The organism is Roseomonas sp. CCTCC AB2023176 (genome assembly GCF_042259275.1).
In the GTDB taxonomy this organism is placed as follows: domain Bacteria; phylum Pseudomonadota; class Alphaproteobacteria; order Acetobacterales; family Acetobacteraceae; genus Roseomonas.
The window spans coordinates 3,143,608-3,168,789 of the sequence record NZ_CP170086.1; the positions used below are offsets into that span (position 1 = coordinate 3,143,608).

General features: G+C 70.4%; 27 protein-coding genes. 13 read left to right on the forward strand and 14 right to left on the reverse strand.

What is annotated here, in order from left to right:
* Positions 1-129: 129 nt before the first annotated feature.
* The 6 genes from rpsM to ACE7GA_RS15740 are packed head-to-tail and all read left to right on the forward strand — an operon-like array spanning position 130 to position 3,032.
* Complete coding sequence (gene rpsM / locus ACE7GA_RS15715; RefSeq protein WP_376088217.1) at positions 130-507, forward strand: 30S ribosomal protein S13; 378 nt, start codon at positions 130-132, stop codon at positions 505-507.
* Complete coding sequence (gene rpsK, locus ACE7GA_RS15720) at positions 507-905, forward strand: 30S ribosomal protein S11 (protein ID WP_376088220.1); 399 nt, start codon at positions 507-509, stop codon at positions 903-905. Before rpsM ends, rpsK begins: the two co-directional genes overlap by 1 nt.
* A gap of 35 nt (positions 906-940) precedes the next feature.
* Positions 941-1,954 (forward strand): DNA-directed RNA polymerase subunit alpha, encoded by a 1,014-nt coding sequence (locus ACE7GA_RS15725; RefSeq protein ID WP_376088223.1) that lies wholly within the window; start codon positions 941-943, stop codon positions 1,952-1,954.
* A 26-nt stretch (positions 1,955-1,980) separates the two neighbouring features.
* Positions 1,981-2,406 carry a 50S ribosomal protein L17 gene (gene rplQ, locus ACE7GA_RS15730; RefSeq protein ID WP_376088226.1) on the forward strand — a complete coding sequence of 142 codons (426 nt, stop codon included), beginning with the start codon at positions 1,981-1,983 and terminating at the stop codon, positions 2,404-2,406.
* A complete protein-coding gene (locus ACE7GA_RS15735; RefSeq protein WP_376088229.1) occupies positions 2,403-2,867 on the forward strand; it encodes a hypothetical protein in 465 nt (154 codons plus the stop codon). Before rplQ ends, ACE7GA_RS15735 begins: the two co-directional genes overlap by 4 nt.
* A gap of 9 nt (positions 2,868-2,876) precedes the next feature.
* Positions 2,877-3,032 carry a hypothetical protein gene (locus tag ACE7GA_RS15740; protein WP_376088232.1) on the forward strand — a complete coding sequence of 52 codons (156 nt, stop codon included), beginning with the start codon at positions 2,877-2,879 and terminating at the stop codon, positions 3,030-3,032.
* Between the two features lie 39 nt (positions 3,033-3,071).
* Here the strand turns inward: ACE7GA_RS15740 and ACE7GA_RS15745 are convergent, their stop codons facing one another.
* Positions 3,072-4,043, reverse strand: a complete 972-nt coding sequence (locus tag ACE7GA_RS15745; protein ID WP_376088235.1) for a Bug family tripartite tricarboxylate transporter substrate binding protein — start codon at positions 4,041-4,043, stop codon at positions 3,072-3,074.
* 153 nt (positions 4,044-4,196) lie between these two features.
* On the opposite strand from ACE7GA_RS15745, the gene ACE7GA_RS15750 reads away from it, so the two are divergent.
* Together ACE7GA_RS15750 and ACE7GA_RS15755 are read left to right on the forward strand one after the other, a co-directional pair.
* On the forward strand, positions 4,197-5,030 hold the full coding sequence (locus ACE7GA_RS15750; RefSeq protein ID WP_376088238.1) for a carbon-nitrogen hydrolase family protein: 834 nt from the start codon (positions 4,197-4,199) through the stop codon (positions 5,028-5,030).
* The gene (locus tag ACE7GA_RS15755) at positions 5,027-5,842 is read left to right on the forward strand and encodes an NAD kinase (RefSeq protein ID WP_376088241.1); all 816 of its coding nucleotides are present in this window, start codon (positions 5,027-5,029) and stop codon (positions 5,840-5,842) included. The genes ACE7GA_RS15750 and ACE7GA_RS15755 overlap by 4 nt, the downstream gene beginning before the upstream one ends.
* Before the next feature lie 84 nt (positions 5,843-5,926).
* On the opposite strand, the gene ACE7GA_RS15760 is transcribed toward ACE7GA_RS15755, so the two are convergent.
* A complete protein-coding gene (locus tag ACE7GA_RS15760) occupies positions 5,927-7,237 on the reverse strand; it encodes a tetratricopeptide repeat protein (RefSeq protein WP_376088244.1) in 1,311 nt (436 codons plus the stop codon).
* Positions 7,238-7,253: 16 nt separating this feature from the next.
* A complete protein-coding gene (locus ACE7GA_RS15765; protein ID WP_376088247.1) occupies positions 7,254-8,135 on the reverse strand; it encodes an alpha/beta fold hydrolase in 882 nt (293 codons plus the stop codon).
* 120 nt (positions 8,136-8,255) lie between these two features.
* Here ACE7GA_RS15765 and ACE7GA_RS15770 point away from each other — a divergent pair, with 120 nt between their 5' ends.
* On the forward strand, positions 8,256-9,239 hold the full coding sequence (locus tag ACE7GA_RS15770) for a Bug family tripartite tricarboxylate transporter substrate binding protein (RefSeq protein ID WP_376088250.1): 984 nt from the start codon (positions 8,256-8,258) through the stop codon (positions 9,237-9,239).
* A 22-nt stretch (positions 9,240-9,261) separates the two neighbouring features.
* Positions 9,262-10,194 carry an NAD-dependent epimerase/dehydratase family protein gene (locus ACE7GA_RS15775; RefSeq protein ID WP_376088253.1) on the forward strand — a complete coding sequence of 311 codons (933 nt, stop codon included), beginning with the start codon at positions 9,262-9,264 and terminating at the stop codon, positions 10,192-10,194.
* A 19-nt stretch (positions 10,195-10,213) separates the two neighbouring features.
* Here the strand turns inward: ACE7GA_RS15775 and ACE7GA_RS15780 are convergent, their stop codons facing one another.
* The 3 genes from ACE7GA_RS15780 to trxB form a co-directional block, all read right to left on the reverse strand.
* Complete coding sequence (locus tag ACE7GA_RS15780) at positions 10,214-10,549, reverse strand: DUF6481 family protein (RefSeq protein ID WP_376088256.1); 336 nt, start codon at positions 10,547-10,549, stop codon at positions 10,214-10,216.
* Between the two features lie 277 nt (positions 10,550-10,826).
* Entirely contained in the window at positions 10,827-11,720 is an 894-nt protein-coding gene (locus ACE7GA_RS15785) for a LysR family transcriptional regulator (RefSeq protein WP_376088259.1), read from the reverse strand.
* A complete protein-coding gene (gene trxB / locus ACE7GA_RS15790) occupies positions 11,720-12,754 on the reverse strand; it encodes a thioredoxin-disulfide reductase (RefSeq protein WP_376088262.1) in 1,035 nt (344 codons plus the stop codon). The genes ACE7GA_RS15785 and trxB overlap by 1 nt, the downstream gene beginning before the upstream one ends.
* Positions 12,755-12,893: 139 nt before the next feature.
* Between trxB and ACE7GA_RS15795 the strand changes: the two genes are divergently transcribed.
* Together ACE7GA_RS15795 and ACE7GA_RS15800 are read left to right on the forward strand one after the other, a co-directional pair.
* A complete protein-coding gene (locus tag ACE7GA_RS15795) occupies positions 12,894-13,388 on the forward strand; it encodes an Lrp/AsnC family transcriptional regulator (RefSeq protein ID WP_376088265.1) in 495 nt (164 codons plus the stop codon).
* Between the two features lie 69 nt (positions 13,389-13,457).
* Positions 13,458-14,570: a sterol desaturase family protein gene (locus tag ACE7GA_RS15800; RefSeq protein ID WP_376088268.1), complete on the forward strand. Its 1,113-nt coding sequence runs from the start codon at positions 13,458-13,460 to the stop codon at positions 14,568-14,570.
* Here the strand turns inward: ACE7GA_RS15800 and ACE7GA_RS15805 are convergent, their stop codons facing one another.
* The 8 genes from ACE7GA_RS15805 to carA all read right to left on the reverse strand — a co-directional run bounded on the left by ACE7GA_RS15805 (position 14,571) and on the right by carA (position 24,617).
* Entirely contained in the window at positions 14,571-16,685 is a 2,115-nt protein-coding gene (locus ACE7GA_RS15805; protein WP_376088271.1) for a PBP1A family penicillin-binding protein, read from the reverse strand.
* Between the two features lie 204 nt (positions 16,686-16,889).
* Complete coding sequence (locus ACE7GA_RS15810) at positions 16,890-18,089, reverse strand: threonine ammonia-lyase (RefSeq protein WP_376100293.1); 1,200 nt, start codon at positions 18,087-18,089, stop codon at positions 16,890-16,892.
* A gap of 26 nt (positions 18,090-18,115) precedes the next feature.
* Positions 18,116-18,592 (reverse strand): transcription elongation factor GreA, encoded by a 477-nt coding sequence (greA, locus tag ACE7GA_RS15815; RefSeq protein ID WP_376088274.1) that lies wholly within the window; start codon positions 18,590-18,592, stop codon positions 18,116-18,118.
* 187 nt (positions 18,593-18,779) lie between these two features.
* Complete coding sequence (gene carB / locus ACE7GA_RS15820) at positions 18,780-22,025, reverse strand: carbamoyl-phosphate synthase large subunit (RefSeq protein ID WP_376088277.1); 3,246 nt, start codon at positions 22,023-22,025, stop codon at positions 18,780-18,782.
* Positions 22,026-22,027: 2 nt separating this feature from the next.
* Entirely contained in the window at positions 22,028-22,303 is a 276-nt protein-coding gene (locus ACE7GA_RS15825; RefSeq protein ID WP_376088280.1) for a hypothetical protein, read from the reverse strand.
* Positions 22,300-22,548 (reverse strand): hypothetical protein, encoded by a 249-nt coding sequence (locus ACE7GA_RS15830; RefSeq protein WP_376088283.1) that lies wholly within the window; start codon positions 22,546-22,548, stop codon positions 22,300-22,302. Before ACE7GA_RS15830 ends, ACE7GA_RS15825 begins: the two co-directional genes overlap by 4 nt.
* Before the next feature lie 10 nt (positions 22,549-22,558).
* The gene (locus tag ACE7GA_RS15835; protein ID WP_376088286.1) at positions 22,559-23,194 is read right to left on the reverse strand and encodes a LysE family translocator; all 636 of its coding nucleotides are present in this window, start codon (positions 23,192-23,194) and stop codon (positions 22,559-22,561) included.
* Between the two features lies 1 nt (position 23,195).
* A complete protein-coding gene (gene carA, locus ACE7GA_RS15840; RefSeq protein WP_376100296.1) occupies positions 23,196-24,617 on the reverse strand; it encodes a glutamine-hydrolyzing carbamoyl-phosphate synthase small subunit in 1,422 nt (473 codons plus the stop codon).
* 89 nt (positions 24,618-24,706) lie between these two features.
* Between carA and ACE7GA_RS15845 the strand changes: the two genes are divergently transcribed.
* Positions 24,707-25,165 (forward strand): GatB/YqeY domain-containing protein, encoded by a 459-nt coding sequence (locus ACE7GA_RS15845; RefSeq protein ID WP_376088289.1) that lies wholly within the window; start codon positions 24,707-24,709, stop codon positions 25,163-25,165.
* Positions 25,166-25,182 lie beyond the last annotated feature (17 nt).

Consider the following 25,182-nt stretch of genomic DNA (forward strand, 5'->3'; position numbering starts at 1 on the left):
CTGTCGTGTTCCTGCTTGCACCGACGTCTTTCTGCCGCCCGCCCAGGCGACAGGGATCACCTCGCCGGCCACCTTGATCCACAAGGGCCGCCGGCCCCTAGCGGAGCCTTCGGCTCCAGGAGACCGAACGTGGCGCGTATCGCCGGCGTGAACATCCCCGACAACAAGCGGGTGCACATCTCGCTCCGCTACATCTATGGCATCGGCCCGAAGAACGCGGTCGAGATCTGCGCGAAGGTCGGCATCCCCGAGGAGCGTCGCGTCAACCAGCTCACGGACGATGAGATCCTGCGGCTCCGCAACGTTCTCGACGCCGAATACCGGGTCGAGGGCGACCTGCGTCGTGAAGTCGCGATGAACATCAAGCGGCTGATGGACATGGCCTGCTACCGCGGCCTTCGCCACCGCCGAGGCCTGCCGGTGCGCGGCCAGCGCACCCACACGAACGCCCGTACCCGCAAGGGCAAGGCGGTCGCGATCGCCGGCAAGAAGAAGGTGACGAAGTAATGGCCCGTCAGCCGACCGCCGGTCAGCGTCCGCGCCGCAAGGAGCGGAAGAACATCTCTTCCGGCGTGGCGCACGTCCTCGCCTCCTTCAACAACACCATCGTCACGATCGCCGACGCCCAGGGCAACGCCATCGCGTGGTCCTCGGCCGGTAGCCAGGGCTTCAAGGGCTCCCGCAAGTCCACGCCTTACGCCGCCCAGGTCGCCGCGGAAGATGCGGGCCGCAAGGCACGCGAGCACGGCATGGAGACCATCGAGATCATGGTTTCCGGCCCCGGCTCGGGCCGTGAATCCGCCCTCCGTGCCCTCCAGGCCGTCGGCTTCTACGTCACCGCCATCAAGGACGTGACCCCGATCCCGCACAACGGCTGCCGCCCCCGCAAGCGCCGCCGCGTCTGATCGGTTCCGTCCTTCACAGGAGTACCCCCCACGTGATGGATCGCAACTGGCGTTCCCTCATTAAGCCCGAGCGCCTGGACGTCGAGGGCGGTAACGACCCCGCGCGCCAGGCCACGGTCGTCGCGGAGCCGCTCGAGCGCGGCTTCGGGCAGACGCTGGGCAACGCGTTGCGCCGCATCCTGCTGTCCTCCCTCCAGGGTGCGGCCGTCACGGCCATCCGCCTCGACGGCGCGCTGCACGAGTTCTCGGCGTTGCCGGGCGTCCGTGAGGATGTCACGGACATCGTCCTGAACATCAAGCGCCTGGCCATCCGCATGCAGGGCGAGGGGCAGAAGCGCCTCACCCTCACCGCGACTGGCCCGGGCGAGGTCACCGCCGGCCAGATCCAGACGACGGGCGACATCGAGATCTCGAATCCCGATCTTGTCATCTGCACGCTCGACGACGGGGCGCGGATCTCGGCGGAACTGACTGTCCAGACCGGCAAGGGCTACGTCCCCGCCGCCGAGAACCGGCCGGAGGATGCGCCCATCGGCCTCATCCCGGTGGACGCCATCTACTCCCCGGTCCGCCGCGTGGCCTACCGGGTGGAGCCGACCCGGGTCGGCCAGCGGACGGACTACGACAAGCTGGTGATGCAGGTCGAGACGGACGGCACGGTCACGCCGGAGGACGCGGTGGCCCTCGCCGCCCGCATCCTGCAGGATCAGCTGCAGCTCTTCATTAACTTCGACGAGCCGCGTGAGCAGCGCGCCGCCGAGATCCAGGACGACCTGCCCTTCAACCGCAACCTGCTGCGGAAGGTGGACGAGCTGGAACTGTCGGTCCGTTCGGCGAACTGCCTGAAGAACGACAATATCGTCTACATCGGCGACCTCGTGCAGAAGACGGAGCAGGAGATGCTCCGCACGCCGAACTTCGGCCGCAAGTCGCTGAACGAGATCAAGGAAGTCCTCTCCTCCATGGGCCTCGCGCTCGGCATGAACGTGTCGGGCTGGCCGCCGGAGAACATTGAGGATCTCGCGCGGAAGGTGGACGAGCCCTTCTGAGGGCCGTCCGGACAAGGTAGAGACACATGCGTCACGGCATCTCCGGGCGGAAGCTCAACGTCACCTCCGCCCACCGCGTCTCCATGTTCCGGAACATGGCGACGTCGCTGCTCAAGCATGAGCAGATCCGCACCACCCTTCCGAAGGCGAAGGAGCTGCGGCCCTACGTCGAGCGGATCATCACCCTCGGCAAGCGCGGTGACCTGCACGCCCGCCGTCAGGCCGCGGCCCAGATCCGCGATGAGGCTGTGGTGCGCAAGCTGTTCGACACGCTGGCCCCTCGCTACTCGGCCCGCAACGGCGGCTACACCCGCGTCCTCCGCGCCGGCATCCGTTACGGCGACGCCGCGCAGATGGCGGTGATCGAGCTGGTCGAGCGCGACCCCGCGGCTAAGGGCCTCGACAGCGGCCCGAGGCCAGAGGCCGTGGAGGAAGAGACGGCCGAGGCGTGACGGTCCGCCGTCACGACACGATCCGAAGGGCGGGTGGGCGACCACTCGCCCTTCTGCTTTTCGCGCTCCTGCTGGCGACACCCGTGCGCGCGGAACCCTCGCCACTGGACCTCGCCGGCCAGCCGGTCCGGGCTTTGGCCTTTCACCCCGACCTCGCAATCGGCTTCCGCTCCGTCGTCCGCGGCCGCCAGTCCATCGTGTACCGCCATCTTCACGCAATGGCCCCTGGCCTGACCGTCCGCGATGCGCGCTTCGTCTATGGCTGGACCTGCGACGGAGGCGACTGCGCCCGCAATGGCCTGTTCCTCGGCTACGACCTGGCGGCCGAGCAGTTCTTCCTGCTGCTGCTCGATGCGGGCGAGGCCAGCCTCACCATTCCCCCGCGCGGCGCGCCTTGGCCGGCCGAACTGGCCGCCCCGGTCCTCGGTCTTCGGCCGGACCTGCGGCGTCGGATCGGGTAGGACGGCGCGATGCGCACCGCCCTCGGCCTCGTCGTTGTCCTCTTCATCCTCTGGCTCGTGACGAGGCTCCTGGCCCTCACGATCTCCTTCCTCTTCCTGATGGCGACGATCCTGGTCCTGGCCGTCGTCCTCGTCCTCGCGCTCAAATCGAACGGCAGGCGGTAGGGCGCCCCGGGACCCGCGGCCGCCGCGGTCCGTCCCGCCCTACTCGGCCCTGACGTTCGCCTCTCGTACCAGCGTCGCCATCGCCGTCCGCCCGTCCCGGACGAAGGTCGCGAACTCTGCCGGCGAAGACCCCACCGGCAGCGCTACGATCTGATCCAGCCGGGCCCGGACCTCCGGATCAGCCAGCGTCGCCGTGATGCCAGCATGGAGCCGCTCCGCGATCTCCACCGGCAGCGCCGCCGGCCCAAAGAGCGCGGTCCATTCGGAGATCGTGAGCCCCGGCACACCCGCCTCGGCGAAGGTCGGCACCTCTGGCCGCCGCGCGATCCGCCCCTCCGTCGCCGCCGCCAGCATGCGGGCCCGCCCCGAATCCGCGATCGGCCCGGCCGAGAGCGCAGTGATGAACACCCCGTCCAGAACCCCTGCTGCCAAGTCGCGCGCCGCATCCGCACCACCGCGGTAGGGCGCATGGGTGACCTCGATCCCCGCCAGGCGCTGGAACTGTGCCAGTCCCAGGTGCCCCGCCGTTGCGTTGCCCTGCGTCCCTACCGTCAGCGCGCCCGGGCGCGCCTTCGCCGCCGCGATGAATCCTGCGACGTCGCGAACCGGAAGGTCGTTCTTGACCGCCAGGACCTGCGGGAAGGTCGCGACGAGCGAAACGGGGCGGAAGGCCGTCGCGTAGTCAAAGGCCAGCCCCCGCAGCAGCGACGGGTTCACGATATGCGAGGACGCATCCCAGAGTAGCGTGTACCCGTCCCCGGCCGCCTGGGCGACGAGCGCCCCCCCTGCGGAGCCGCTGCCTCCCGTCCGGTTCTCGACCACCACGGTCTGCCCGAGCTTCTGGCCCAGCACCGGCGCGATCACGCGTGCCACCGAATCTGCCGCGCCGCCGGCCGCGAATGCGACCACCAGCCGGATCGGCCGGTTTGGCCAGCCCGCCTGGGCCCCCGCGACCGCCGGCACCGCCAGCGTCGCTACTCCGAGAACCGCTCGCCGCGTCGCCGTCATCATCGTCCCCTCCGGCCCCCGGATGCGTGGCGGGCGGGGGAGGGACCGTCAATCCCTGCGCCGGGCGAGGTCTCCGTGACGTGCCCGGCCCCACCCTTGCGGCCATGCCCGCCCCGGCGCTTGATGCCTGCGAACACGGGGACCTCCAGCCCGCCCATGCGCGTCACCGCCGTCCAGATGAATCCCGGCGCCGACAAGGCCGCCAACATCGCGCAGCTCCGGCGCCTCGCCACCGCGGCGATCGAAGCGGACCGCCCGGACCTCATCGCCTTCCCCGAGATGTGGTCCTGCCTCGGCGGCGACCGTGCGACGAAGTTCGAGGCTGCCGAACTGCTGCCGGAGGAGCGCTCCAATGCCCATGGCGGCGAGGCCTACGAGGCCCTCCGCGACCTCGCCCGCGCCCACGGGATCACGGTCCATGGCGGCAGCATCGCGGAGCGCGAGGGCGACCGCCTCTACAACACCACGGTCGTCTTCACCCCGGATGGACGAGAGGCCGCGCGGTACAGGAAGATCCACCTCTTCGATATCGTCGCGCCGGACGGCATGGGCTACCGCGAATCCTCGACCTACGGCGCCGGCGACCGCGTCGTGACCTTCGAGGTCTCCGGTACCACCGTCGGCCTCGCCGTCTGCTACGACGTGCGCTTCCCCGAACTCTTTCTGCGCCTGCGTCGGGAAGGCGCCGAACTCATCATGCTCCCCTCCGCCTTTACGCTGCAGACCGGCAAGGACCACTGGGAGGTCCTGATCCGCGCCCGCGCCATAGAGACGCAGTGCTGGTTCGCCGCCCCCGCCACCTGGGGCCGCCACAGCGAGCCGAAGGGCGAGCGCCAGACCTACGGCCACTCCCTCATCTGCGACCCCTGGGGCCACGTCGTCGCCAAGGCCTCGGACGGCACGGGCTGGTGCACGGCGCGGCTCGACCAGGAAGTGACGGCCCGCGTCCGGCGCGACATGCCCGTCCTGGACCATCGGCGTCTGGCGTGACCGCTGCCTTGTTCGGCGCCGATGACGGCCGCGACCTGCCGCACGATCTCGCCGGCCGCATCGCCTTCCATGCCGCCTCCACGGATGAAGCCGCGATCGCACGCGCCCGCCTGACATCCCGCTACGGCGACGCGCCGCTCGAGGACGCGGCGGTAATCGTGGCCCTTGGCGGCGACGGCACCATGCTGGAGATCCAGCACCGGCAACTCGGCCGCGACATGCCGGTCTACGGCATGAACCGCGGCTCTGTCGGCTTCCTCATGAACGTCTACCGCGAGGACGATCTGGTCGAGCGCCTGCGCGCCGCCCTCGCCACCACGGTCCACCCGCTGCGCATGCGCGCGACCACGCCGGACGGGGAGGTCCACTCGGCCCCCGCCATCAACGAGGTCTCCCTTCTGCGGGAGACCCGCCAGGCTGCGAAAATCCGTATCCTCGTGGACGACAAGGAACGCCTGCCTGAACTGATCTGCGACGGCATCCTCGTCGCGACCCCAGCCGGCAGCACGGCCTACAATCTTTCGGCCCATGGCCCGATCGTGCCGATCGGCGCGGACTTGCTGCCGATGACACCGATTTCCGCCTTCCGCCCGCGGCGCTGGCGCGGCGCGCTGCTACCCTCGAGCGCGCGCGTGACCTTCGAGATCCTGGAAGCGCCGAAGCGCCCGGTCGCCGCGGTCGCCGACTACACGGAAATCCGCGACGTCAGACGCGTGGACATCTGCGAGGACCGTAAACTGAACCTGACGATGCTCTTCGACCCGGACCATGGGCTGTCGGAGCGGATCATCGCGGAGCAGTTCACGGTCTGACGCGCCGGCATCCGTGGCTGAGCAATCGAACTGCCGTCGAGCAGGTGCCAGGGGCCGCGCAAGGGGTGCGATTCGGCTCGTCCGCTACGCCAGCTCCGCCCGCCGCGCCGCATCCCAGGGCGAGGGACGCCGGTGGAGCCGCCGGTCGACCAGCGCCCGCGCCCGCGTCGTATCGCCGGCCCGCATCAGCGCGATGAGCAGCATGTCCTCGATCATCCGCCGCTGCGCGCCGCTGCCGCCGAGACGCACGACATCGGCCATGACCGGCTCCAGTTCACCCACGCAGCCCGGGTAATCCGCCTCCGCGAAGGCCCGCACCGCCCGGCAGACGGCCGGCACGACCCGCCCTGCCGGCAGCGCCCCCGTGGCCAGCAGGGAATCCAATGCCTCGACGCGGCGCAGCACCCCGTCCGCATCCCCGGCCGCCGCCGCGACGAGAGCGAGATGCACGTCGATGAAGGACGGCCCGACGCCGGGGAACAGCCGGGCAGCCGCCTCCGCAACCTCCTCCCACATCTTTCGCGACGCACCGTGCCCGTAGGCGTCGAGGCGCCAGAGGAACGACGGACCGTCGCTCATCGCAACGACCGGCGCCGCGGCCGAACGCCCAGGGCGGACTCGCGCCTCGTAGATCGCGATGGCCCGAGCGGTGTCCCCCTCCTCCAACGCGCCGAGGGCTTGGTGCCAGGACAGGTGCCCGTGCAACGGTCCCGCTCGGTCGTAGCCTGGCAGCCAGTCCTCGATGAAGGTGTCGGCCTCGCGCAGGGCGCCGCGCTCGAACATCGCGTGGGCCAGGACATGCGCGACGTTCGCGTTGGCGCGCCGCAGGACCAGGGCCCGTTCCGCATAGCCCTGGCCGCGCACGGGGTCACCGTTCTCGGCATGCGACCAGCCGCGATACGTCAGGAACCACCAGTCCTCGCCGTAGGCGGCGGCGTGCCGTTCGCAGAGCTCGACCCGCGCCCGGTCATGATCCGCCATGCCGGAGAACGCGAAGAGGCCGAAAGCCCCGAGCGGCAGGGACATGATCACCGCGTCCCGCGGCCAGCGCTCCAGATGGTCGAGCGCCGCGGGGAGCGCCCCGGCCGACCGCCCCTCGATCGCCGCGGCGACGACGGCAACGTGGCTCCTCTCGCGCTCCTTCCCGCGGCGCGCGACGAGGTCGGACGCGATCGCGATCCGCGCCTTCGCGGCGGCCACCTCGCCGGCCCCCGCATGGGCCCGTGCGCGCGCAGCATGGGCCAGCGCGAAGTCCGGATCTGCCGCGCAGGCCGCCTCCAGCGCATCCCCCGTGCCGGTCCAGGCGGAGAGCAGCAGGTCCACCCCCTCCCGGTACCGCGCCACCGCCGCGTCCGACTCCGTCGAGATCGGCAGGCCCCGCGCGTCCTCGCGCATCGTTACGCCCTCCGCGTCAAAGGAACCCGCTCAGCGCCGCGACAACCTCCTCCGGCGCTTCTTCCGCCAGGTAGTGCCCGCTGTTTACGGCGTGGCCGGTGATCGGCCCGTCCGCGTAGTCGCGCCAGACTTTCAGCGGCTCGTACCAGGTGCCGATCCTTCCCTTGGCGCCCCAGAGCACCAAGAGCGGGCACGCGACCCGCTGCCCCGTCGCGCGCGACGCTCTGTCATGCTCCAGGTCCAGCCCCGTCGCGGCGCGGTAGTCCTCGCAGATCGCCTCCACCGTTCCGGGCTGGTGCAGCGCCGCGACATAGTCGGCCCGCGCCTCCGGGTGGAAGAAGCCGTCATCCTTCGGCTCGCGTGAGGTCTGCAGACGGAACCAGTCCTCGACGTCGCGGCGAATCATCCGCTCGGGCAGCGGGTGCGGCTGGGCGAGGAAGAACCAGTGCCAATAACCCAGCGCGAAGGCCATGTCGGTGCGCTCGAAGTGGACGGCTGTCGGCACGATATCCATGACGCAGAGCCGTTCGACCCGATCCGGGAAATCCAGCGCCAGCCGATGCGCCACCCGCGCGCCCCGGTCGTGCGAGACGACTCCGAAGCGCGGGAAGCCCAGCCCCTCCATCAGCGCGGCCATGTCGGCTGCTAATTCGCGCTTCGCGTAGCCCGCGGCGCCCGTCGAGACCGCCGGCTTCGACGAGAAGCCGTAACCCCGCAGGTCGGGGCACACGACGGTGAAGCGCTGCGCCAGCGCCGGCGCGACCGCATGCCACATCGCGTGCGTCTGCGGGTTGCCGTGCAGCAGCAGCAAGGGCGGGCCCTCGCCGCCGCGGCGGAGGCGCAGCGTCTGGCCGTTCGCCTCCCGCGTTGCCAGCGCGAAGCCGTCGAAGAAGCCCATCCCGCGTTGATCCCTTCCCACCGCTCGGGGCCGCAGCCCCTGGCCCCCTACCCCGCCAGTCTGGCCCGCCCTGGTGATCCGTGCCATCCGTCGGGGCCCATCGGGACGGGAGCGAACGACGTGATCAACCGGCGCCAGACCCTGGCCGCGGCGGCCCTGCTGCCGGCGGCCGCTCATGCCCAGACTCCGGCCCAGGCCCCTTGGTCGCCGGGGCGGCCGATCACGATGGTCGTCCCGTATCCCGCCGGCGGTCCGTCGGACGCACTGGCCCGCATGGTCGCGGCGGAGATGACGAAAGACCTCGGCACGCCCGTGGTCATCGAGAACGTCGCGGGCGGCGGCGCTGCCATCGGCACCCTCCGCGTGGCGCGGGGTCCGGCTGACGGCACGCAAATCGCGTTCGGGTCGAACCAGACCCACGCGACGAACATCTCGCTGTTGCCCGATGGCGGCGGCTACCAACCCGTCCGCGACTTCGCGCCGATCGCGAGCCTCGCCGACCTCCAGCACATTCTCGTCGTCCGGAACGAGATCGCGGCGCACAGCGTCCCTGAGTTCCTGGCCCTGCTCCGTGCCCAACCGGGCCGGCTGACCTGCGCCTCCACCGGACAGGGCTCCGCCGCGCACCTGACCTACGAGCTGTTCAAGGCCAAGACCGGCCTCGAGATGGTGCACGTGCCCTATCGCGGCTCCGCCCCGTTGATGAACGACCTGATGGGCGGGCATGTGGACGTGTCCTTCGCAACGACACCGACGGTCCTGTCCCAGGTCCAGGCGGGCCGGCTGCGGGCGCTGGCCGTCGCCTCCCCCAACAAGTCGCCGCATCTGCCCGATCTGCCGACCCTCGCGGAGACCGGCGTCCAGGGCGTCGAGGCCGATGCCTGGTTCGCCCTCTTCGCCCCGGCCGCAACGCCGGCGCCGGCCCTGGCCCGACTGCGCGACCTCACCGCGGCCGCCATGTCGCGGGAGCCGGTGCGAGAGGCGACGACGCGGGCCGGCATGACCGTGCACGTACGCGATGCCGCAACGCTTGGCCGGTTCCTGGACGAGGATATCCGCCGCTGGGCCGAGGTCATCCGCACCGCGAACGTCCGCCCGGAGTGACGTCGGCCACGGGGGCGGCGCGGTGAATCACCGCGTCCTCGTCACGGGCGCCTCCGGCTTCCTCGGCGCCCGGATCGCGGCGGCGCTGGCGGCCGAGCCGATGGTGGCGGAGGTCCTGGGCCTCGACCGCGCCGAACCGCCGCCCGGCGTACCCTGGCGCCCCGTGGTCGCCGGCCTGAATCGCCTTGGCGACGCCCTGCCACGCGACTGGGTCGCCGACGCCGTCGTGCACGGCGCCGCGCTGACGAGCCAGGCGAGCGAGGCCGACCCCGACGCCGCCTACGCCGTGAACGTCGAGGGCACGCGTGCCGTCCTCGGTCGCTGCCAGGCCTGGGCCGAGCGGACCGGGCGCCCGCCGCGACTCGTCCTGTTGTCCAGCGTTTCCGTTTTCGGCGGGGGAGGGGAGGCGGCCGACGAGGCGACGCCACCCGATCCGCGGACGACCTACGGCACGACGAAGCTGATAGCCGAGCGCCTCGTCCTCGACGCCACGCGCCGCGGGGCGGTGGACGGGGTGGTGCTGCGCCTGCCGATCTCGACCATCCGGACGGAGCGGTCGGGAAAGCCGGGGGCGGGCTTCGTTTCGGACCTTATCCTGCAAGCTCTGCGGGGAGAGCCCTTCACGGCGCCTCTCCCGCTCGACCACCGCCTGCCCGTGGGATCGGTCGCGTCTTCCGTCGCGCTGGCGGTCCGAGCCGCGCTGCACGCGGCGCCCGGACGGGTGCTGCACGCCCCGTCCCTTACCGTCTCCGCCGCATCGGCCCGCGACGACGTCGCGCGCTTCTGCGCGGCAAACCCGGTGGTGACGGCGGCGCCGGACCCGCTGGTGGACCGCCTCGTGGCTGGATGGCCGAAGCGCCTTTCGACGCTCTACCCCGGCTGGTCGGCGCGCTTGACCGAGTTGTCGCTGGCCGAGGTCATCCGGCGACACGTGGCGGCGCACGCCGTGGCCTGATCGCCACGGCCGCCATTCCTCAGCGTCGCGCCTTGCGCAGCGCGTAGCGCCGGTCGCGGGCGGCCTTCTGCTCGGCGAGGAGGGCCGCGCGGGCCTCCTCGGCTTCCTTCAGCTTCAGGAGGCGCTCCTCCTCCTCGGCGGCGCGGCGCCGTGCCTCCTCTTCCTCCCGCTGCCGGCGGCGCTCGGCCTCGCGGGCCTCGCGCGCCTCGACGATCCGGCGGCGCTCTTCCTGCTTCGCCTGTACGGCCGGATCATCCGCCGGCGGGCGGGCCTTGAAGCGTTCCAGCAGCGCCTTCTTCGCGTCGAGCGAGGCCTTGCTGCGGTCGTTGAAATCGGTGCCCTTTAAGACGCGCATGCGGGTCCGGTGATCGTCCTCAAAGAGGGTTAAGGGTGGTTTCGGCGGGGAAGTGGCACCAGCCGTCGGAAAAAGAAAGCCCGGAAAACACGGGGTTTTCCGGGCAAGTGAAACAGGGAGGCTTCACGTCTGGGAGACGCGGGATCACCGGAAGACCGGAACCCCGTCCGAACCAAAATCTCGGACGGACGGAAGCTATGCCGGTGCCGTGTCGTTGCGTTGCGGGAAGTGCGGAAGGCCGCCATGCGCGCGGCGCATGCAGCGTCTCATATTTCCTTCATGCGTGCAGGACGGCGAGTTCGGCAACAAGGAAGTCCCGGAAGACCGCCACGCGCTTTGAGTTCCGCATCTCCTCCGGATAGACGAAGTAGGCCTCGACCTTCGGCGTCTTCAGCTCCGGCAGGACGGGAACGAGGTCCTGGATGTCGTCCCGCATGTAGTCCGGCAGGGCGGCAAGCCCGAGGCCGGAGCGCACGGCACGCAGCATGGCCGGAAGGGAGTTGACCTCCACCGCCGCCCGTCGTGGGCTCCCCGGGCGACGCCCCGCTTCGGCGAGCCAGTTGATGTCCTCCACCGGCGGCCGGTAGTCGCCGTAGATGACGAGGCGGTGCGCATCCAGCTCCTCCGCGCGCTGGGGCACGCCCGCCTCCTTCAGGTATTCGGGCGAGCCTACGACCTTCCAGCCGAAAGTCGCGATGTGCCGCTGGATCAGGTCGGGCTGCCGCGGCGGGTGCATCCGGATGGCCAGGTCGGCCTCTCGCATCGCGAGGTCGAGGTCGGTGTCGTCCAGCAGCAGGGTGATCGTCACCTCAGGGTTCAAGGCCAGGAAGCGCTGGAGCCGCGGCGCGAGCCAGGTGGAGCCGAAGCCCGTCGTCGTCGTGACCTTCAACCGTCCCGCCGCGCGCTCTCGGCTCTCCGTCAGCAGTGCCTCGGTCATCGCGAGCTTGGCGAAGACCTCCCGCACCGTCTTGTTCAGCGTCTCGCCCTGCTCCGTCAGGATCAGGCCGCGCGCGTGGCGGTGGAAGAGGGGGACGTTGAGGCTTTCCTCCAGCGCCTGGATCTGCCGGGACACGGCGGATTGCGAGAGGTTCAGCGTGTCACCCGCATGGGTGAAGGAGCCGGCCTCCGCGACGGCGTGGAAGACCCGGAGCTTGTCCCAGTCCAAGGGCATCACTCGGCTGCCCGCGGTCGTTCGTGAAGGGGGATGTCCGCGGATGTGTCGTAGGCCGCCGTCGCCGGCGCGTCCGCCGGCATGTGCGCGAGCCACTTCTCCGCATCCAGCGCGGCCATGCAGCCCGTCCCCGCCGCCGTGACGGCCTGGCGGTAGATCCGGTCCTGCACGTCGCCGGCGGCGAAGACGCCGGGGATGGAGGTCCGGGTCGAGCCGGGCTCCGTCACGACGTAGCCGTCCGCATCCGTCGCGACCTGCCCGCGGAAGAGGGCGGTCGCCGGATCGTGGCCAATGGCGACGAACATCCCGTCGAAGGCGGCTTCCCGCACCGCGCCGGTCACGGCATCGCGCAGGACCAGGCCGCGGAGGGTCCGCATCTTTCCCTCGGTCGGCAGGGCCGCGTCCACGACGGTGCTCCAGACGATCTCGACATTCGGCCTGGCGAAGAGCCGTTCCTGCAGGATCCGCTCGGCACGCAGCGAGTCGCGCCGGTGGATCAGCGTGACCTTCTTCGCGAGGCCGGAGAGGTAGAGCGCCTCCTCCACGGCCGTGTTGCCACCGCCGACCACCGCGACCTCCCGGCCGCGGAAGAAGAACCCGTCGCAGGTGGCGCAGGCCGAGACGCCGAAGCCCGAGAGTTCCCTTTCCCCGGGAACGCCGAGCCACCGGGCCTGGGCGCCCGTCGCGATCACCACGGCCGAACCCTCGTAGGTATCGCCCGAGTCGCCGACCGCCCGGAACGGCTGGTGGCTCAGGTCCACCGAGGTGATGACGTCCTGGACGATGCGCGTCCCGACATGGGCGGCCTGGGCCGCCATCTGCTCCATCAGCCAGGGGCCCTGGATGGTCTCGGCGAAGCCCGGGTAGTTCTCGACATCCGTCGTGATCGTGAGCTGCCCGCCCGGCTGGAGGCCGGCGACGAGGGTCGGCTCCAGCCCCGCGCGTGCCGCGTAGATGGCCGCGGTGTAACCGGCCGGGCCGGCACCGATGATCAGCAACCGCGTGCGGTGGGTGGTCTGCGCTGAGGGGGCCACGTTACCGTTCCGTCAGAGTCTTCGGTTACAGGATATCGGCGGCCGGGGGTCGGGCGCCACCCCACCCCGACCTCCTCCTTGGCCTTGAAGACGCCGCCCCCGGCGCGCATGGTCCACCACGCCCCGACCCCCGCCCGAGATGCGCCGCACGAGCCCGACCGCCCCCGGACCCGCCAGCCTGGACGCGACCGACCGCCAGATCCTGCGCGAACTGCAGGGGGACGGGCGGATGACCAACGTCGAACTGGCGAAGCGCGTCGGCCTCTCCGCCCCGCCCTGCCTCCGGCGAGTCCGGCGGCTGGAGGAGACAGGGGTCCTCCGTGGCTACCACGCGGAGGTCGAGCCGAACGCCCTGGGCTGGGAGATCACCTTCTTCGCCCTCGTCGGGCTGGAAAGCCAGAAGGGCGCGATCCTCGACGCCTTCGAGGCCATGGTCCGCGACTGGCCGGAGGTCCGGGAGTGCCACATGATTCGCGGCGGCGGCGACTTCCTGCTGCGGCTGGTGGCCCGGAACGCGGCGCACGAGAACGAGCTGACGGGACGGCTGACGGGAGCGCCGAACGTGCTGCGGGTGACGACCCTGCAGACGATCCGGACATCGAAGGACGACGCGGGCGTTCCCATCGAGGACTGATCGAGGCGCGACCGACGCGACGGACCTTTTGTGGCGGGGACCCGTGCCGGACGCCTAGAGGCCCATCCCATGAAGCATGACAGCAGGAGACGTCCGCTCGTGGTGGGGGAGGGCCGCATCAGCGGCTACCTCTCGATAACCCTCGGGGTGCTCAGCACCCTCGCGGTGCTCTGCTTTCTCTTCCCCGACGCCCTGACGACGCCGGAACTGCGCGCGGGCTACGACCTCGGCTGGATGCGCGTGTTCCTCGGCGTCGGGATGGTGTTCTCCGCCGGCTTCGGGGTGCTGACCTTCGTCCTCGGGCGCCAGCGACACCTCGGCGCGCTCGGACTGTTGCTCACGGGACTGGCCTTCTGGCTCGGCGGGACCGGCGTGCAAGTCGGGCCGCGCTACACCGCGCCGGGCTATATCGGCCTCGACTGGTTCATCCTGGACCTGCTCGGCTCCGCCCTCATCTTCGTGCTCATCGAGAAGATCGTGCCGCGGGAGCCGGGGCAGCCCGTGCTGCGACCGGATTTCTGGCATGACGCGCGCTACTTCGTCTTCAATCACCTGACGATCGGGATCTTTATCTTCATCGGGCACGTGATGATGCCCCGCTTGTTCGCCTGGTCCATCAATGCCGACCTCCAGGCGTGGTTCCGCGACCTGCCGGGGATCGTGCAGTTCGCCGTGATCCTCTTCCTCGCCGACCTCGTCGAGTACGCGATCCACCGCACGATGCATGAGGTTCCCTGGCTCTGGCGCATCCACGCCGTGCACCACAGCGCGGAGCACATGGACTGGCTCGCCGGCTCCCGCCTCCACGTGCTGGAGCCGCTGGTGACGCGGGCGTTGGTCATGCTGCCCGCCTTCGTGCTGGGCGCCGAGCCCGGGCCGCTGCTCTGCTACGTCATCTTCGCCGGGTTCCAGGCTGGGCTCATCCACGCCAATGTCGGCCTGCGCTTCGGCCTGCTGGAGTACGTCTTCACCACGCCGCGCTACCACCACTGGCACCACGCCAGCGACCGTGAGGCGGTGGACGTGAACTACGCCGCGCACCTGCCCATCATCGACCGCCTGTTCGGCACGCATCACCTGCCCTCGCGGCGCTGGCCCGACCGCTACGGCGTGATCGGCGAACCGCTGCCGAAGGGAATGGTGCGGCAGTTCCTCTATCCGTTCCGGCGCCGCGCGACCTGATCAGCCGCCCGGCGGGGCCGCCCACATGCCACGCCCGGCCGCGCGGGCCTGGGCCTCGCTTTCCCGCAGCGCCGGCGACGCGTCGGCCGAAGCCCGCCCGCCGCCGTTGAACAGCACGACATCCGACAGGTCCCGCCCTTCCACGGTGCAGCGGTGCTGCGCGTCGGACACCGTCTCGCAGGTCACCTCTCGCCCTGCGAGGTAGTCCGACATCTGCCGCGCATAGTCGCCGCGCAACCCGATCACCCCGGCCAGCTGCACCGCGCGGTTGCCGAAGCGCAACGTTGCCGTATCCGCCACCACGGGCACGCCGCGGATCGGTGGCTGGCGCTGGGCGGAAGGCTGCGTTGGGGTGGGCACGGCCGGGGCAGGCTGCGGGGCTTCCGCCGTCTTCGCCCGGTCGGCCTCGCGCACGAAGTCGCGCCAGATCCGCGCGGGCAGGCCGCCGCCATAGACGCCGCGCATCGGCGTGTTGTCGTCGTTCCCAACCCAGACGCCCACCACCACGTCGGCGGTCATGCCGACGAACCAAGCGTCCCGGTTCTCCTGCGTCGTCCCGGTCTTGCCGGCAACGGGGCGGGGGAGCGCCGCCTCGCGCCCCGTCCCCTCGCGCACCACGCTCAGCAGCAGGTCCAGCATCGCGGCCTGCGCCCGTTCCGGCAGGGCGGGGGTGCCGCCCATGGCGTCCGGGCGCGTGTAGAGCGTGCGATCACGCGCCCGCACGCTGCGGATCACGTAGGGCTCGACCACCCGGTTGTTCGCGACCGCGGCATAGGCGGCGGTCATTTCCAGCAGCGTCGCCTCCCCGCTGCCAAGGGCGGCGCTTGGTACGTTCGGCACTTCGGATCGAAGGCCGAGGCGGCGCGCAACCCCCACCACCCGGTCCCGGCCGAGCGACTGGTAGAGCTGTACCGCCGGGCTGTTGACGGACTGGGCGAAGGCCGCGCGAAGCGTCATTGCCCCGCGGAAGCGCCCGTCGCTGTTCACCGGCTCCCAGTCGCCGATGCGGACGGGCTGGTCCACGATCGTCGCGTCCGGAGACATCCCGGATTCCATCGCCGCGGCGTAGGTGAAGAGCTTGAAGAGTGACCCTGGCTGCCGCCTGGCCTGGGTGACGCGGTTGAATTGGCTCGCCGCATAGTCCCGCCCACCGACGAGGGCGAGGACCGACCCGTCATGCGACATCGCGACGAGCGCGGCCTGGGACGCATTCACCCGCGGCCCCTCCCGGTCCAGCAAGGTCGCGACGGTCCGTTCCGCCAGGTCCTGCAGCGCGGGATCCAGGGTTGTACGAACGTTCAGGTCCACCGGCAGCGCGCCGATCAGGCGTCGCGCCTCGGCCTCCGCCCAATCAGAGAACCAGCCGCGTCCCGCGCTCATCTCCGGCGGCGCACGCAGCGCAGGCGGCGCGGCGCGGGCGCCGGCGACCTGTTCCGGCGTCGCCCGCCCTGTTTCCTGCATGACGTCCAGCACGACGGAGGCCCGCTGCTGCGCCCCCTCCGGATTCCGGTTCGGTGCGAGGGTCGAGGGCGCCCGCACAAGGCCGGCCAGCATAGCCGCCTCGGACAAGGTCAGATCCGACGCCGCCTTGCCGAAGTAGCGTCGTGCCGCCGCATCAGCGCCCCACGCGCCCGCGCCGAAATAGGCATTGTTCAGGTAGCGGGCGAGAATCTCGTCCTTCGACAGGCGCGATTCCAGCCAGATGGCCAGCATTGCCTCCTGCACCTTGCGGGTCAGGCTTCGGTCCTGGGACAGGTGTTCGAGGCGCGCGAGCTGCTGCGTGATGGTGCTCGCCCCCTCGCGCGCGCGACCGTTCAGGGTGTTGCGCAGCGTCGCGCGGATGATGCCGTGCAGGTCCACGCCGGCGTGGTCGTAGAAGCGCCGGTCCTCGATCGCGACGACCGCATCGCGGAGTGCGGGCGGCAGGCGTGCCGCTTCGATCGGATCCCCGCGAAGCGCCCCCCGGGTCGCGAAGGCCTCGGCGTCCTTTCCCTCCAGCACCATCGAGGCGGGGCTGGTGTCCGGGTGCATGCCGCCGTCCACCGGAATGCGCAGCAGGCACCAGAACAGGTAACCCGACAGCGCCAGCAGCGGCACCGTCAGGGCCAGGAGCAAGCGCGAGGGCCGGAAGAACGCACGCAGGAACCGGCGCGCCCGGCTGCCGGCCCGCGGTGCGTCCGACGGTTCAGCGGGCGGGTTCAATCGACCCCTCACGCGGGACGAAGGGTGGGCGGACGGCATGCGGGCGCAGGGCAGCTCCTCCGGTGAAGGCCGGGGCAACAACCCTGAGCGGGGGCGGCGGGTTTCGCCGGTCGGGGGCTATCCCCGCCGAACCACGTAGTCGCCATCCTCCAGCGCCTTGATGATCGCGGCCCCTTGGACCGCGTCGCGGACCTCGACCATCAGCTCCAGCTCGGCCGTCTGAACGGACGGTGCGGCGAAGAGCCGTTGATGCGAGACCTCGATCACGTTCCCGCCGGCTGCTGCGACGCGGGTCGCGATGTCGGCCAGCACGCCAGGGCGGTCTGGGATGTCGAGGTGCAGGCGCAGGATGCGGCCGTCCCGCAGCAGGTTGCGGAGCAGGACGTTGGCGAGGATGCGCGGGTCGATGTTGCCGCCGCAAATCACCGTCGCGACGCGCTTGCCGCGGAACCGGTCCCCATGCGCCAGCACGGCGGCCAGCCCAGCCGCGCCTGCGCCCTCCGCGACGATCTTCGCGTTCTCCGCCAGAACGGCTATCGCCTGCTCTACAGCGCTTTCCGGCGCCAGCAGCACCTCCGTCCCGTGCGAGCGGAGGATGGCAAAGGGCAGGTCGCCGACGTCGCGCACCGCGATGCCTTCGGCAACCGTCGGGCCGCCAACCCGGATGGGACGGCCCGCAAGGCGCTGCACCATCGCCGGGTAGCCCTCGACCTCCACGCCATAGACCTTCAGGCCGGGGCGGAGTTCGGCGGCCGCGGCGACGCATCCGGCCAGCAAGCCACCGCCGCCAACCGGCAGGATCAGGGCGTCAAGGTCGCCTGCGTCCTCAAGAATCTCCAGCGCGACGGTGCCCTGGCCCGCGATGACGGCGGGGTCATCGTAAGGATGAATGAAGACCAGTCCGTCGCGCCGGGCCAGCTCCTGCGCATGCGAAGCGGCTTCCGCGAGCGTGTCGCCGTGCAGGACGACGGTCGCGCCCCAGCCTTCCGTCCGCACGACCTTCGTCGCGGGCGTGAAGCGTGGCATGACGATCGTCGCGCGGATGCCGAGGAGCGATGCGTGCCGCGCCACCGCCTGCGCGTGGTTGCCGGCCGACATGGCGATGACGCCCGCCGCGCGTTCGTTGGCCGAGAGCAGCGCGAGGCGGTTCGCCGCGCCCCGTTCCTTGAAGGCACCGGTGGGCTGCAGGTTGTCGAGTTTCAGGAGGACCTTCGCGCCGGCCGCCTGCGCGATGGCGCCCGGCTCCACCAGTGGCGTGCGGAGGACGCCGCCGCGGATGCGCCCCGCCGCCGCTCGCACGTCGGCGAGCGTGACCAACGGCAAGCGGAGCGCGGCGGACACGGTCAGGACGCGTAGGAGACGGCGGTGATCTCGACCGAGCGGGAGCCGCCGGGCGCCGGCACTTCCACGCTGGCCCCGACCTTCTTGCCGATCAGCGCCTGCGCGAGCGGCGACGAGATGGAGATCGACCCCTTCTTCATGTCAGCCTCATAGGCGCCGACGATGCGGTAGGTCTTCTCGTCCTCCGTCTCCTCGTCCACAATCGTGACCCGGGCGCCGAACTTCACGATGTCGCCGGATAGGCGGGAAACGTCGATCACCTCGACGGAGGGGATCACGGCCTCGAGGTCGGCGATCCGGCCCTCGATGAACGACTGCTTCTCGCGCGCCGCGTGGTATTCCGCGTTCTCCGACAGGTCACCGTGCGCGCGCGCCTCGGCGATCGCGCGGATCACGGCCGGGCGCTCCTCCGCGCGGAGCGTGCGCAACTCTTCCTCCAATCGGGCGAGGCCTTCGGCGGTCATCGGAAACTTCTGCACGGTCTGGCGATCCCCCAGTGGGTCACGAATAGACGGTCACGAAGCGTGCACGCTTTCGTGAGGGTCGGAAAGAGGAAGGGCGGGCACCGGCTCACCCGGACCCGCCCTACCCGAACTGCGTTGAGCCGGCGCACGGACCGGGCCGGGTTCCACCGGAACCCGACCCGCGCGCCCTGAGCCTGTACGGCTAGAACGAATGCTGAAAGTACGACTGCAGCGGCGCCACATCAAGGGTTCCGGCCCGGAGGGCCGCGATGGCGTGAACGGCCGCCCGCGCCCCCGCCACCGTCGTGTAATGCGGGACGCCCTGCGTCAGCGCCCCCCGCCGGATGTCGAAGGAGTCGCTGACCGAACGTCCGCCGCCCGTGGTGTTGATCACCAATTGGATGTCCCCGGACTTGATGGCGTCCACGCAGTGTGGCCGGCCTTCCAACACCTTGTTGACGACCGAGACGTCCAGCCCCGCCTCGCGCAGCCGCGCCGCGGTGCCGCGCGTGGCCATGACGGTGAAACCCATCTCCGACAGGCGGCGGGCCAGCGAAACGGCGGCCGTCTTGTCGGAGTCCTTCACCGAGATGAAGGCCGTGCCGGCTTCCGGGAGCTTCACGCCCGCACCCATCTGCGACTTGAGGAAGGCACGCTCGAAGGAGAGGTCGAGGCCCATGACCTCGCCCGTGCTCTTCATCTCGGGCCCGAGCAGCACGTCCACGCCGGGAAAGCGGTTGAAGGGGAAGACGGCTTCCTTCACCGCGACGTGGCGCGAGATCGCGCTGTCGTCCAGGTCGAACTCGCGCAGCAACGCTCCGGCCATGACGCGAGCCCCGATCTTCGCGACCGGCACGCCCGTGGCCTTCGCGACGAAGGGCACGGTACGCGAAGCCCGCGGGTTCACCTCGAGGACGTAGATCTCCCCGTCCTTCACGGCGTACTGGACGTTCATCAGCCCGCGCACCTTCAGCGCGCGCGCCATCGCCTCCGTCTCGGCCTTCAATTCGGTCACGATGGCCGGTGGCAGGGAATAGGGCGGAAGGGAGCACGCGGAATCGCCGGAATGTATGCCGGCTTCCTCGATGTGCTCCATGACGCCGGCGACATAGACCTCGCCTGCGCTGTCGGCGATGCAGTCGACGTCCACCTCGATCGCGTCCTGCAGGTACTGGTCGATGAGGATCGGGTTCTCGCCGGACACCCGCACCGCCTCCTGCCCGAAGCGCATCAACTGTTCCGTGTTGTACGCGATCTCCATTGCACGCCCGCCCAGCACGTAGGAGGGACGGACGACCACCGGATAACCGATCCGCTCGGCTTCCCGCGCCGCCTCGTCCAGCGTGCGGGCCGTGCCGTTCTGCGGCTGCTTGAGGCCGAGGCCCTTCAGCAGGTGCTGGAAGCGCTCACGGTCCTCCGCGATGTCGATCGCCTCGGCGGAGGTGCCGAGAATGGGAATCCCCGCCTTGTCCAGCGCCTGGGACAGCTTCAGCGGCGTCTGGCCGCCGTACTGTACGATGCAGCCCAGCACCTCGCCCCGCTCTTGCTCCTTGCGGACGAGAGCGATGACGTCCTCGTCCGTCAGCGGCTCGAAGTAGAGGCGGTCGGAGGTGTCGTAGTCCGTGGAGACCGTCTCAGGATTGCAGTTGACCATGATGGTCTCGAACCCGGCCTCCCGCAGCGCATAGGCCGCATGGACGCAGCAATAGTCGAACTCGATGCCCTGCCCGATGCGGTTCGGCCCGCCGCCGAGGATGATGACCTTCTGGCGGTCCGTCGGCCGGCTCTCGCAGACAGGCGTGCCGAAGCCGCCCTCGTAGGTCGAGTACATGTAGGGCGTCTCGGAGGCGAACTCGGCCGCGCAGGTGTCGATGCGCTTGTATACCGGCAGCACGCCCAGACGCCGCCGCGCCGCGTCGACCTCCGGCTCGCTCACGCCCGCGAGCGTCGCGAGGCGCCGGTCGGAGAAGCCCATCGCCTTCAGTCGCCGAAGCCCCGTCGCATCCCGCGGCAGCCCATCGGCGCGCACGCTGTCCTCGGCCCGCACGATCTTCTCGATCTCCCGGATGAACCAGGGGTCGAACTTGCAGGCGGCGTGGATCGTCTCGACCGACAACCCGGCCCGCAGGGCCTGCGCGACCGTCAGGGACCGATCGGGTGTCGGGCTGGCCAGCGCGGCGATGAAGGCTTCCTCGGACCCGTCGCCCGGCACTGGCAGATCATCCAGGCCCGACAGGCCGGTCTCCAGCCCCCTCAGCCCCTTCTGCAAAGCCTCCGCGAAGGACCGCCCGATCGCCATCGTCTCGCCGACCGACTTCATCGAGGTCGTGAGCGTCGCCGGCGTGCCCGGGAACTTCTCGAAAGTGAAGCGCGGGATCTTCACGACGACATAGTCGATCGTCGGCTCGAAGGACGCCGGCGTGACCTTGGTGATGTCGTTCGCCAGTTCGTCCAGCGTGTAGCCGACGGCCAGCTTCGCCGCGACCTTCGCGATGGGAAAGCCGGTCGCCTTCGATGCGAGCGCGGAGGAGCGGGAGACGCGCGGATTCATCTCGATGATGACCATGCGGCCATCCACCGGATTGATCCCGAACTGGACGTTCGACCCGCCGGTATCCACCCCGATCTCCCGCAGGCACGCGATGGAAGCATCGCGCATCCGCTGGTATTCCTTGTCCGTCAGCGTCAGCGCCGGCGCGATCGTAACGGAATCCCCGGTGTGCACGCCCATCGGGTCCAGGTTCTCGATGGAGCAGACGATGATGCAGTTGTCCGCGCAGTCGCGGACCACCTCCATCTCGAACTCCTTCCACCCCAGCACGGATTCCTCGATCAGCACCTCCGTCGTCATGGAGGCGGCGAGGCCCGCGGTGACGATCTGCTCGAACTCCTCCTTGTTGTAGGCGATGCCGCCGCCCGTACCGCCGAGGGTGAAGGACGGGCGGATGACGCAAGGCAGCTTGACCTGATCCAGCGCCTCCCAAGCCTCCTGCATGGTGTGCGCGATGCCGGAGCGGGGACTCTCGATCCCGATCTTTGACATGGCGTCGCGGAACTTCAGCCGGTCTTCCGCCTTGTCGATCACGTCGGCCTTCGCGCCGATCAGCTCGCAGCCGTATCTCGTGAGAACGCCGGCGGCGTCCAACTTCAGCGCGGTGTTCAGCGCGGTTTGGCCGCCCATGGTCGGCAGGATCGCGTCGGGCCGCTCCTTCGCGATGATCTTCTCGACCACCTCCGGCGTGATCGGCTCGATGTAGGTGGCATCGGCCAGACCGGGGTCGGTCATGATCGTGGCGGGATTCGAGTTCACCAGGATCACCCGGTAGCCCTCGGCGCGCAGCGCCTTGCACGCCTGGGCGCCGGAATAATCGAACTCGCAGGCCTGCCCGATGATGATCGGTCCCGCGCCGATGATGAGGATGGACTGGATGTCGGTGCGCTTGGGCATGGTCAGGCCTTACGGGGCAGGAAGAGGAGAAAAGGAAGCACGAACGCCTGGACGATGAGGGAGCAGAGAGTCGCGAGAAGCGGCGTCTCGGTGAGCCCCGCACGCAGAAACGTGGGGCCAACGGAGAACAAGGCGGCGAAGCCGATGCAGGCGAGGCTGACCGCGGCGATGCGTGGCAGGCGCGCCGCCCCGCGCGTCATGCGCCACGCCAGCGGCGTGCCGAACACACCCACGGCGACGGCGATGGCGAACGCCCAGTCCTGCGGATCGAGGGTCATGCCACGCGTCCGAGAAAGGGGCGCAGCAGGAGATAGAGCGCCGCGTGAACGCCGAGCCACAGCGCCGCCAGCACCAGCCGTCCGCGCGCATCGTCGACGTCACCGAAGACGACGAGGAGGCCGAGAAGCAGCGCGGAAACGCCCACGCCACCCGTCCAGGCGCGCCCGGCCTCCCACCCCATGCGCCGCAGCACCCAGCGCGCGGCGAGCGACAGGGGCAGTGCCAGAACCAGGAGTCGGATCACGCGACCCTCGTCACGCGGCGCGCCGCGTCGTCGCGAGGTGGACCGCCAGCGCCACCAGCCCGATCCCCAATACCCAGCGCTGCGCCGCCAACCACGCCGGCCGCGTCGCGAGGAAACGCGCCACCCCGCCGGCGCCCGCGACCATCACCGCGTCGAAGGCCGTGCAGACCCCGATCTGCACCGCGCCGAGCGTCACGCCCTGCCAGAACAGCGATCCCTGCTCCGGATCCATGAAGGGCGGCAGCACCGCCACGTAGAACAGCGCGACCTTCGGATTGAGCGCCGCCGTCGCCAGCCCTAGCCCGAACAGCCGCGCGGCTCCCTCCCTCGGCATCGGCCGGGGGGAGAACAGCGGCGCCCCGTTCGGCCGCACGCTCTGCCAAGCCAACCACAGCAGGTAGGCCGCGCCCCCATATTGCATGGTCTGGAACGCATAGGGGACCGCGAGCAGCGCCGCCGTCACCCCGGCCGCCGCGCCGACCGCGATGAGAAGCGACCCGGTCTGGCAACCCGCGAGCGACCAGAGCCCGGCGCGCGTTCCCTGCGAGAGCGTGCGCGAGACGAGATAGAACAGGTTCGGCCCCGGCGTCAGCGCGAGGCCGAGCGACAGGGCCGCGAAGACCAGCAGCGTATCGGCGGAGGGCACCTCAGCCTGCCTTGGTCGTCTCGATCAGTCGCGTGAAGCGCTGGAAGAGGTGGAAACTGTCCGACGGCCCCGGCGACGCCTCCGGGTGGTACTGCACGGAAAAGGCCCGCCGCCCCTCCGCCGCGATCCCCTCGTTCGACCCGTCGAACAGCGACCGGTGCGTCACCGTCACGCCCTCCGGCAACGTTGCCTCATCCACCGCGAAGCCGTGATTCTGCGACGTGATCTCGACCCGCCCGGTGACCAAGTCCTTCACCGGCTGGTTCCCGCCGCGGTGTCCCCGGTCCAGCTTGTAGGTCTTCGCCCCCAGCGCCAGGGCCAGCAACTGGTGACCGAGGCAGATGCCGAAGACCGGCTTCCCGGCTTCCAGCACGCCCTGGATTGCCGGCACCGCGTATTCCCCCGTTGCCGCGGGGTCACCCGGCCCGTTGGAGAGGAACACCCCGTGGGGCTCGTGCCGCAGGATGTCCTCCGCCGTTGCCGTTGCCGGGACCACCGTAACCTCGCACCCGGCCTGGGCGAGGCAGCGCAGGATGTTGCGCTTGGCGCCGTAATCCACGGCCACGACCTTGTGCCGCGTCGCCGGCGCGGGGTCATAGCCCCGGTTCCATTCCCAGGTCCCGCCATCGACCCAGGAATAGGTCTGCCGCGTCGAGACCTCCTTCGCGAGGTCCATCCCCTCGAGCCCCGGCCATCCCGCCGCCTCGGCGCGCAGCGCGGCGAGGTCGACGCGCCCGTCCGGCGCCCCCGGGCCAAAGTTCACGATCACCCCGTTCGGCGCGCCGCCGTCGCGTATCAGCGCCGTCAGCGCGCGCGTGTCCACGCCGCAGATGCCAGGGATGCCGAAGGACTTCAGCCAGTCATCCAGGTGCCGCGTCGCGCGGTAGTTGGACGGGTCGGTCAAGTCCTGCTTCACCACCAGCCCGCGCGCGGCGGGGGTGATGCTCTCCACGTCCTCCGGATTCGCGCCGACATTGCCGATATGCGGGAAGGTGAAGGTAATGATCTGCCCGGCGTAGGAGGGATCGGTCAGCACCTCCTGGTACCCGGTCATCGACGTGTTGAAGCAGACCTCGCCCACCCGCGACCCGGCGGCGCCGAAGCCGCGACCCCAGATCACCGCGCCGCTCGACAGGATCAGGGCGGCGGTCGCCCCCTCGGGCACCGCGTCAGGATCGGTCGTGGTCGGCATCGGGCTCTCCGGAGCGGGGGAGGGGGCATTGGCAGGGGTCGAGGCGGCATCGCCGCGGGGCAGGTCGGCCAGGGCCAGGCCGGTCGCCCCCAGCACGGCGGGCCAGTGCTTCGCCGGGATGGCCCGGGCCTGCCGCCACTTGCGGATGGCCTCCGTCCCCACGCCGAGGCGGGAGGCGGCCGCGGCCGCTCCCCCCATCAGGGTCAGGATTTGCTCAACCGACTGCATGATCCCAGAATAGGGGAACGAATTTCCCACTCCAACCCGAAACGCTGGCCCGGGAAGAAATTTCCCAGGCGCTGCCCCGCCGGAGACACTTGATGGACCTGCGCACCCGCTTCACCGAGGAGATGAAGGCCTCCATGCGCGCCGGTGACACCGCCCGCACCTCCACCATCCGCATGATGATCGCGAAGATGAAGGAGGCCGACATCGCCGCCCGACCCTCCGGCGTGCAGCAGGTGGGGGAGGAGGGCATCGTCTCGATGCTCCGCGGCATGGTGAAGAGCCGGCGAGAGAGCGCGGATCTCTACCGCCAGGGCGGCCGCGAGGAACTGGCCGCGAAGGAGGAGGCGGAAATCGCCGTCATCGAATCCTTCCTGCCGCAGCAGATGGACGAGGCAGCGATGCAGGCCGCGGTCCGCGACGCCGTCGCCGACACGGGCGCCGCCAGCATCAAGGACATGGGCAAGGTCATGGCCGCCCTGAAGGCGAAGCACGCCGCGACGCTCGACATGGCCAAGGCCGGCCCGATGGTGAAGGCAGCGCTGGGCGGGTGACCGCGGAGGGGGCGGCG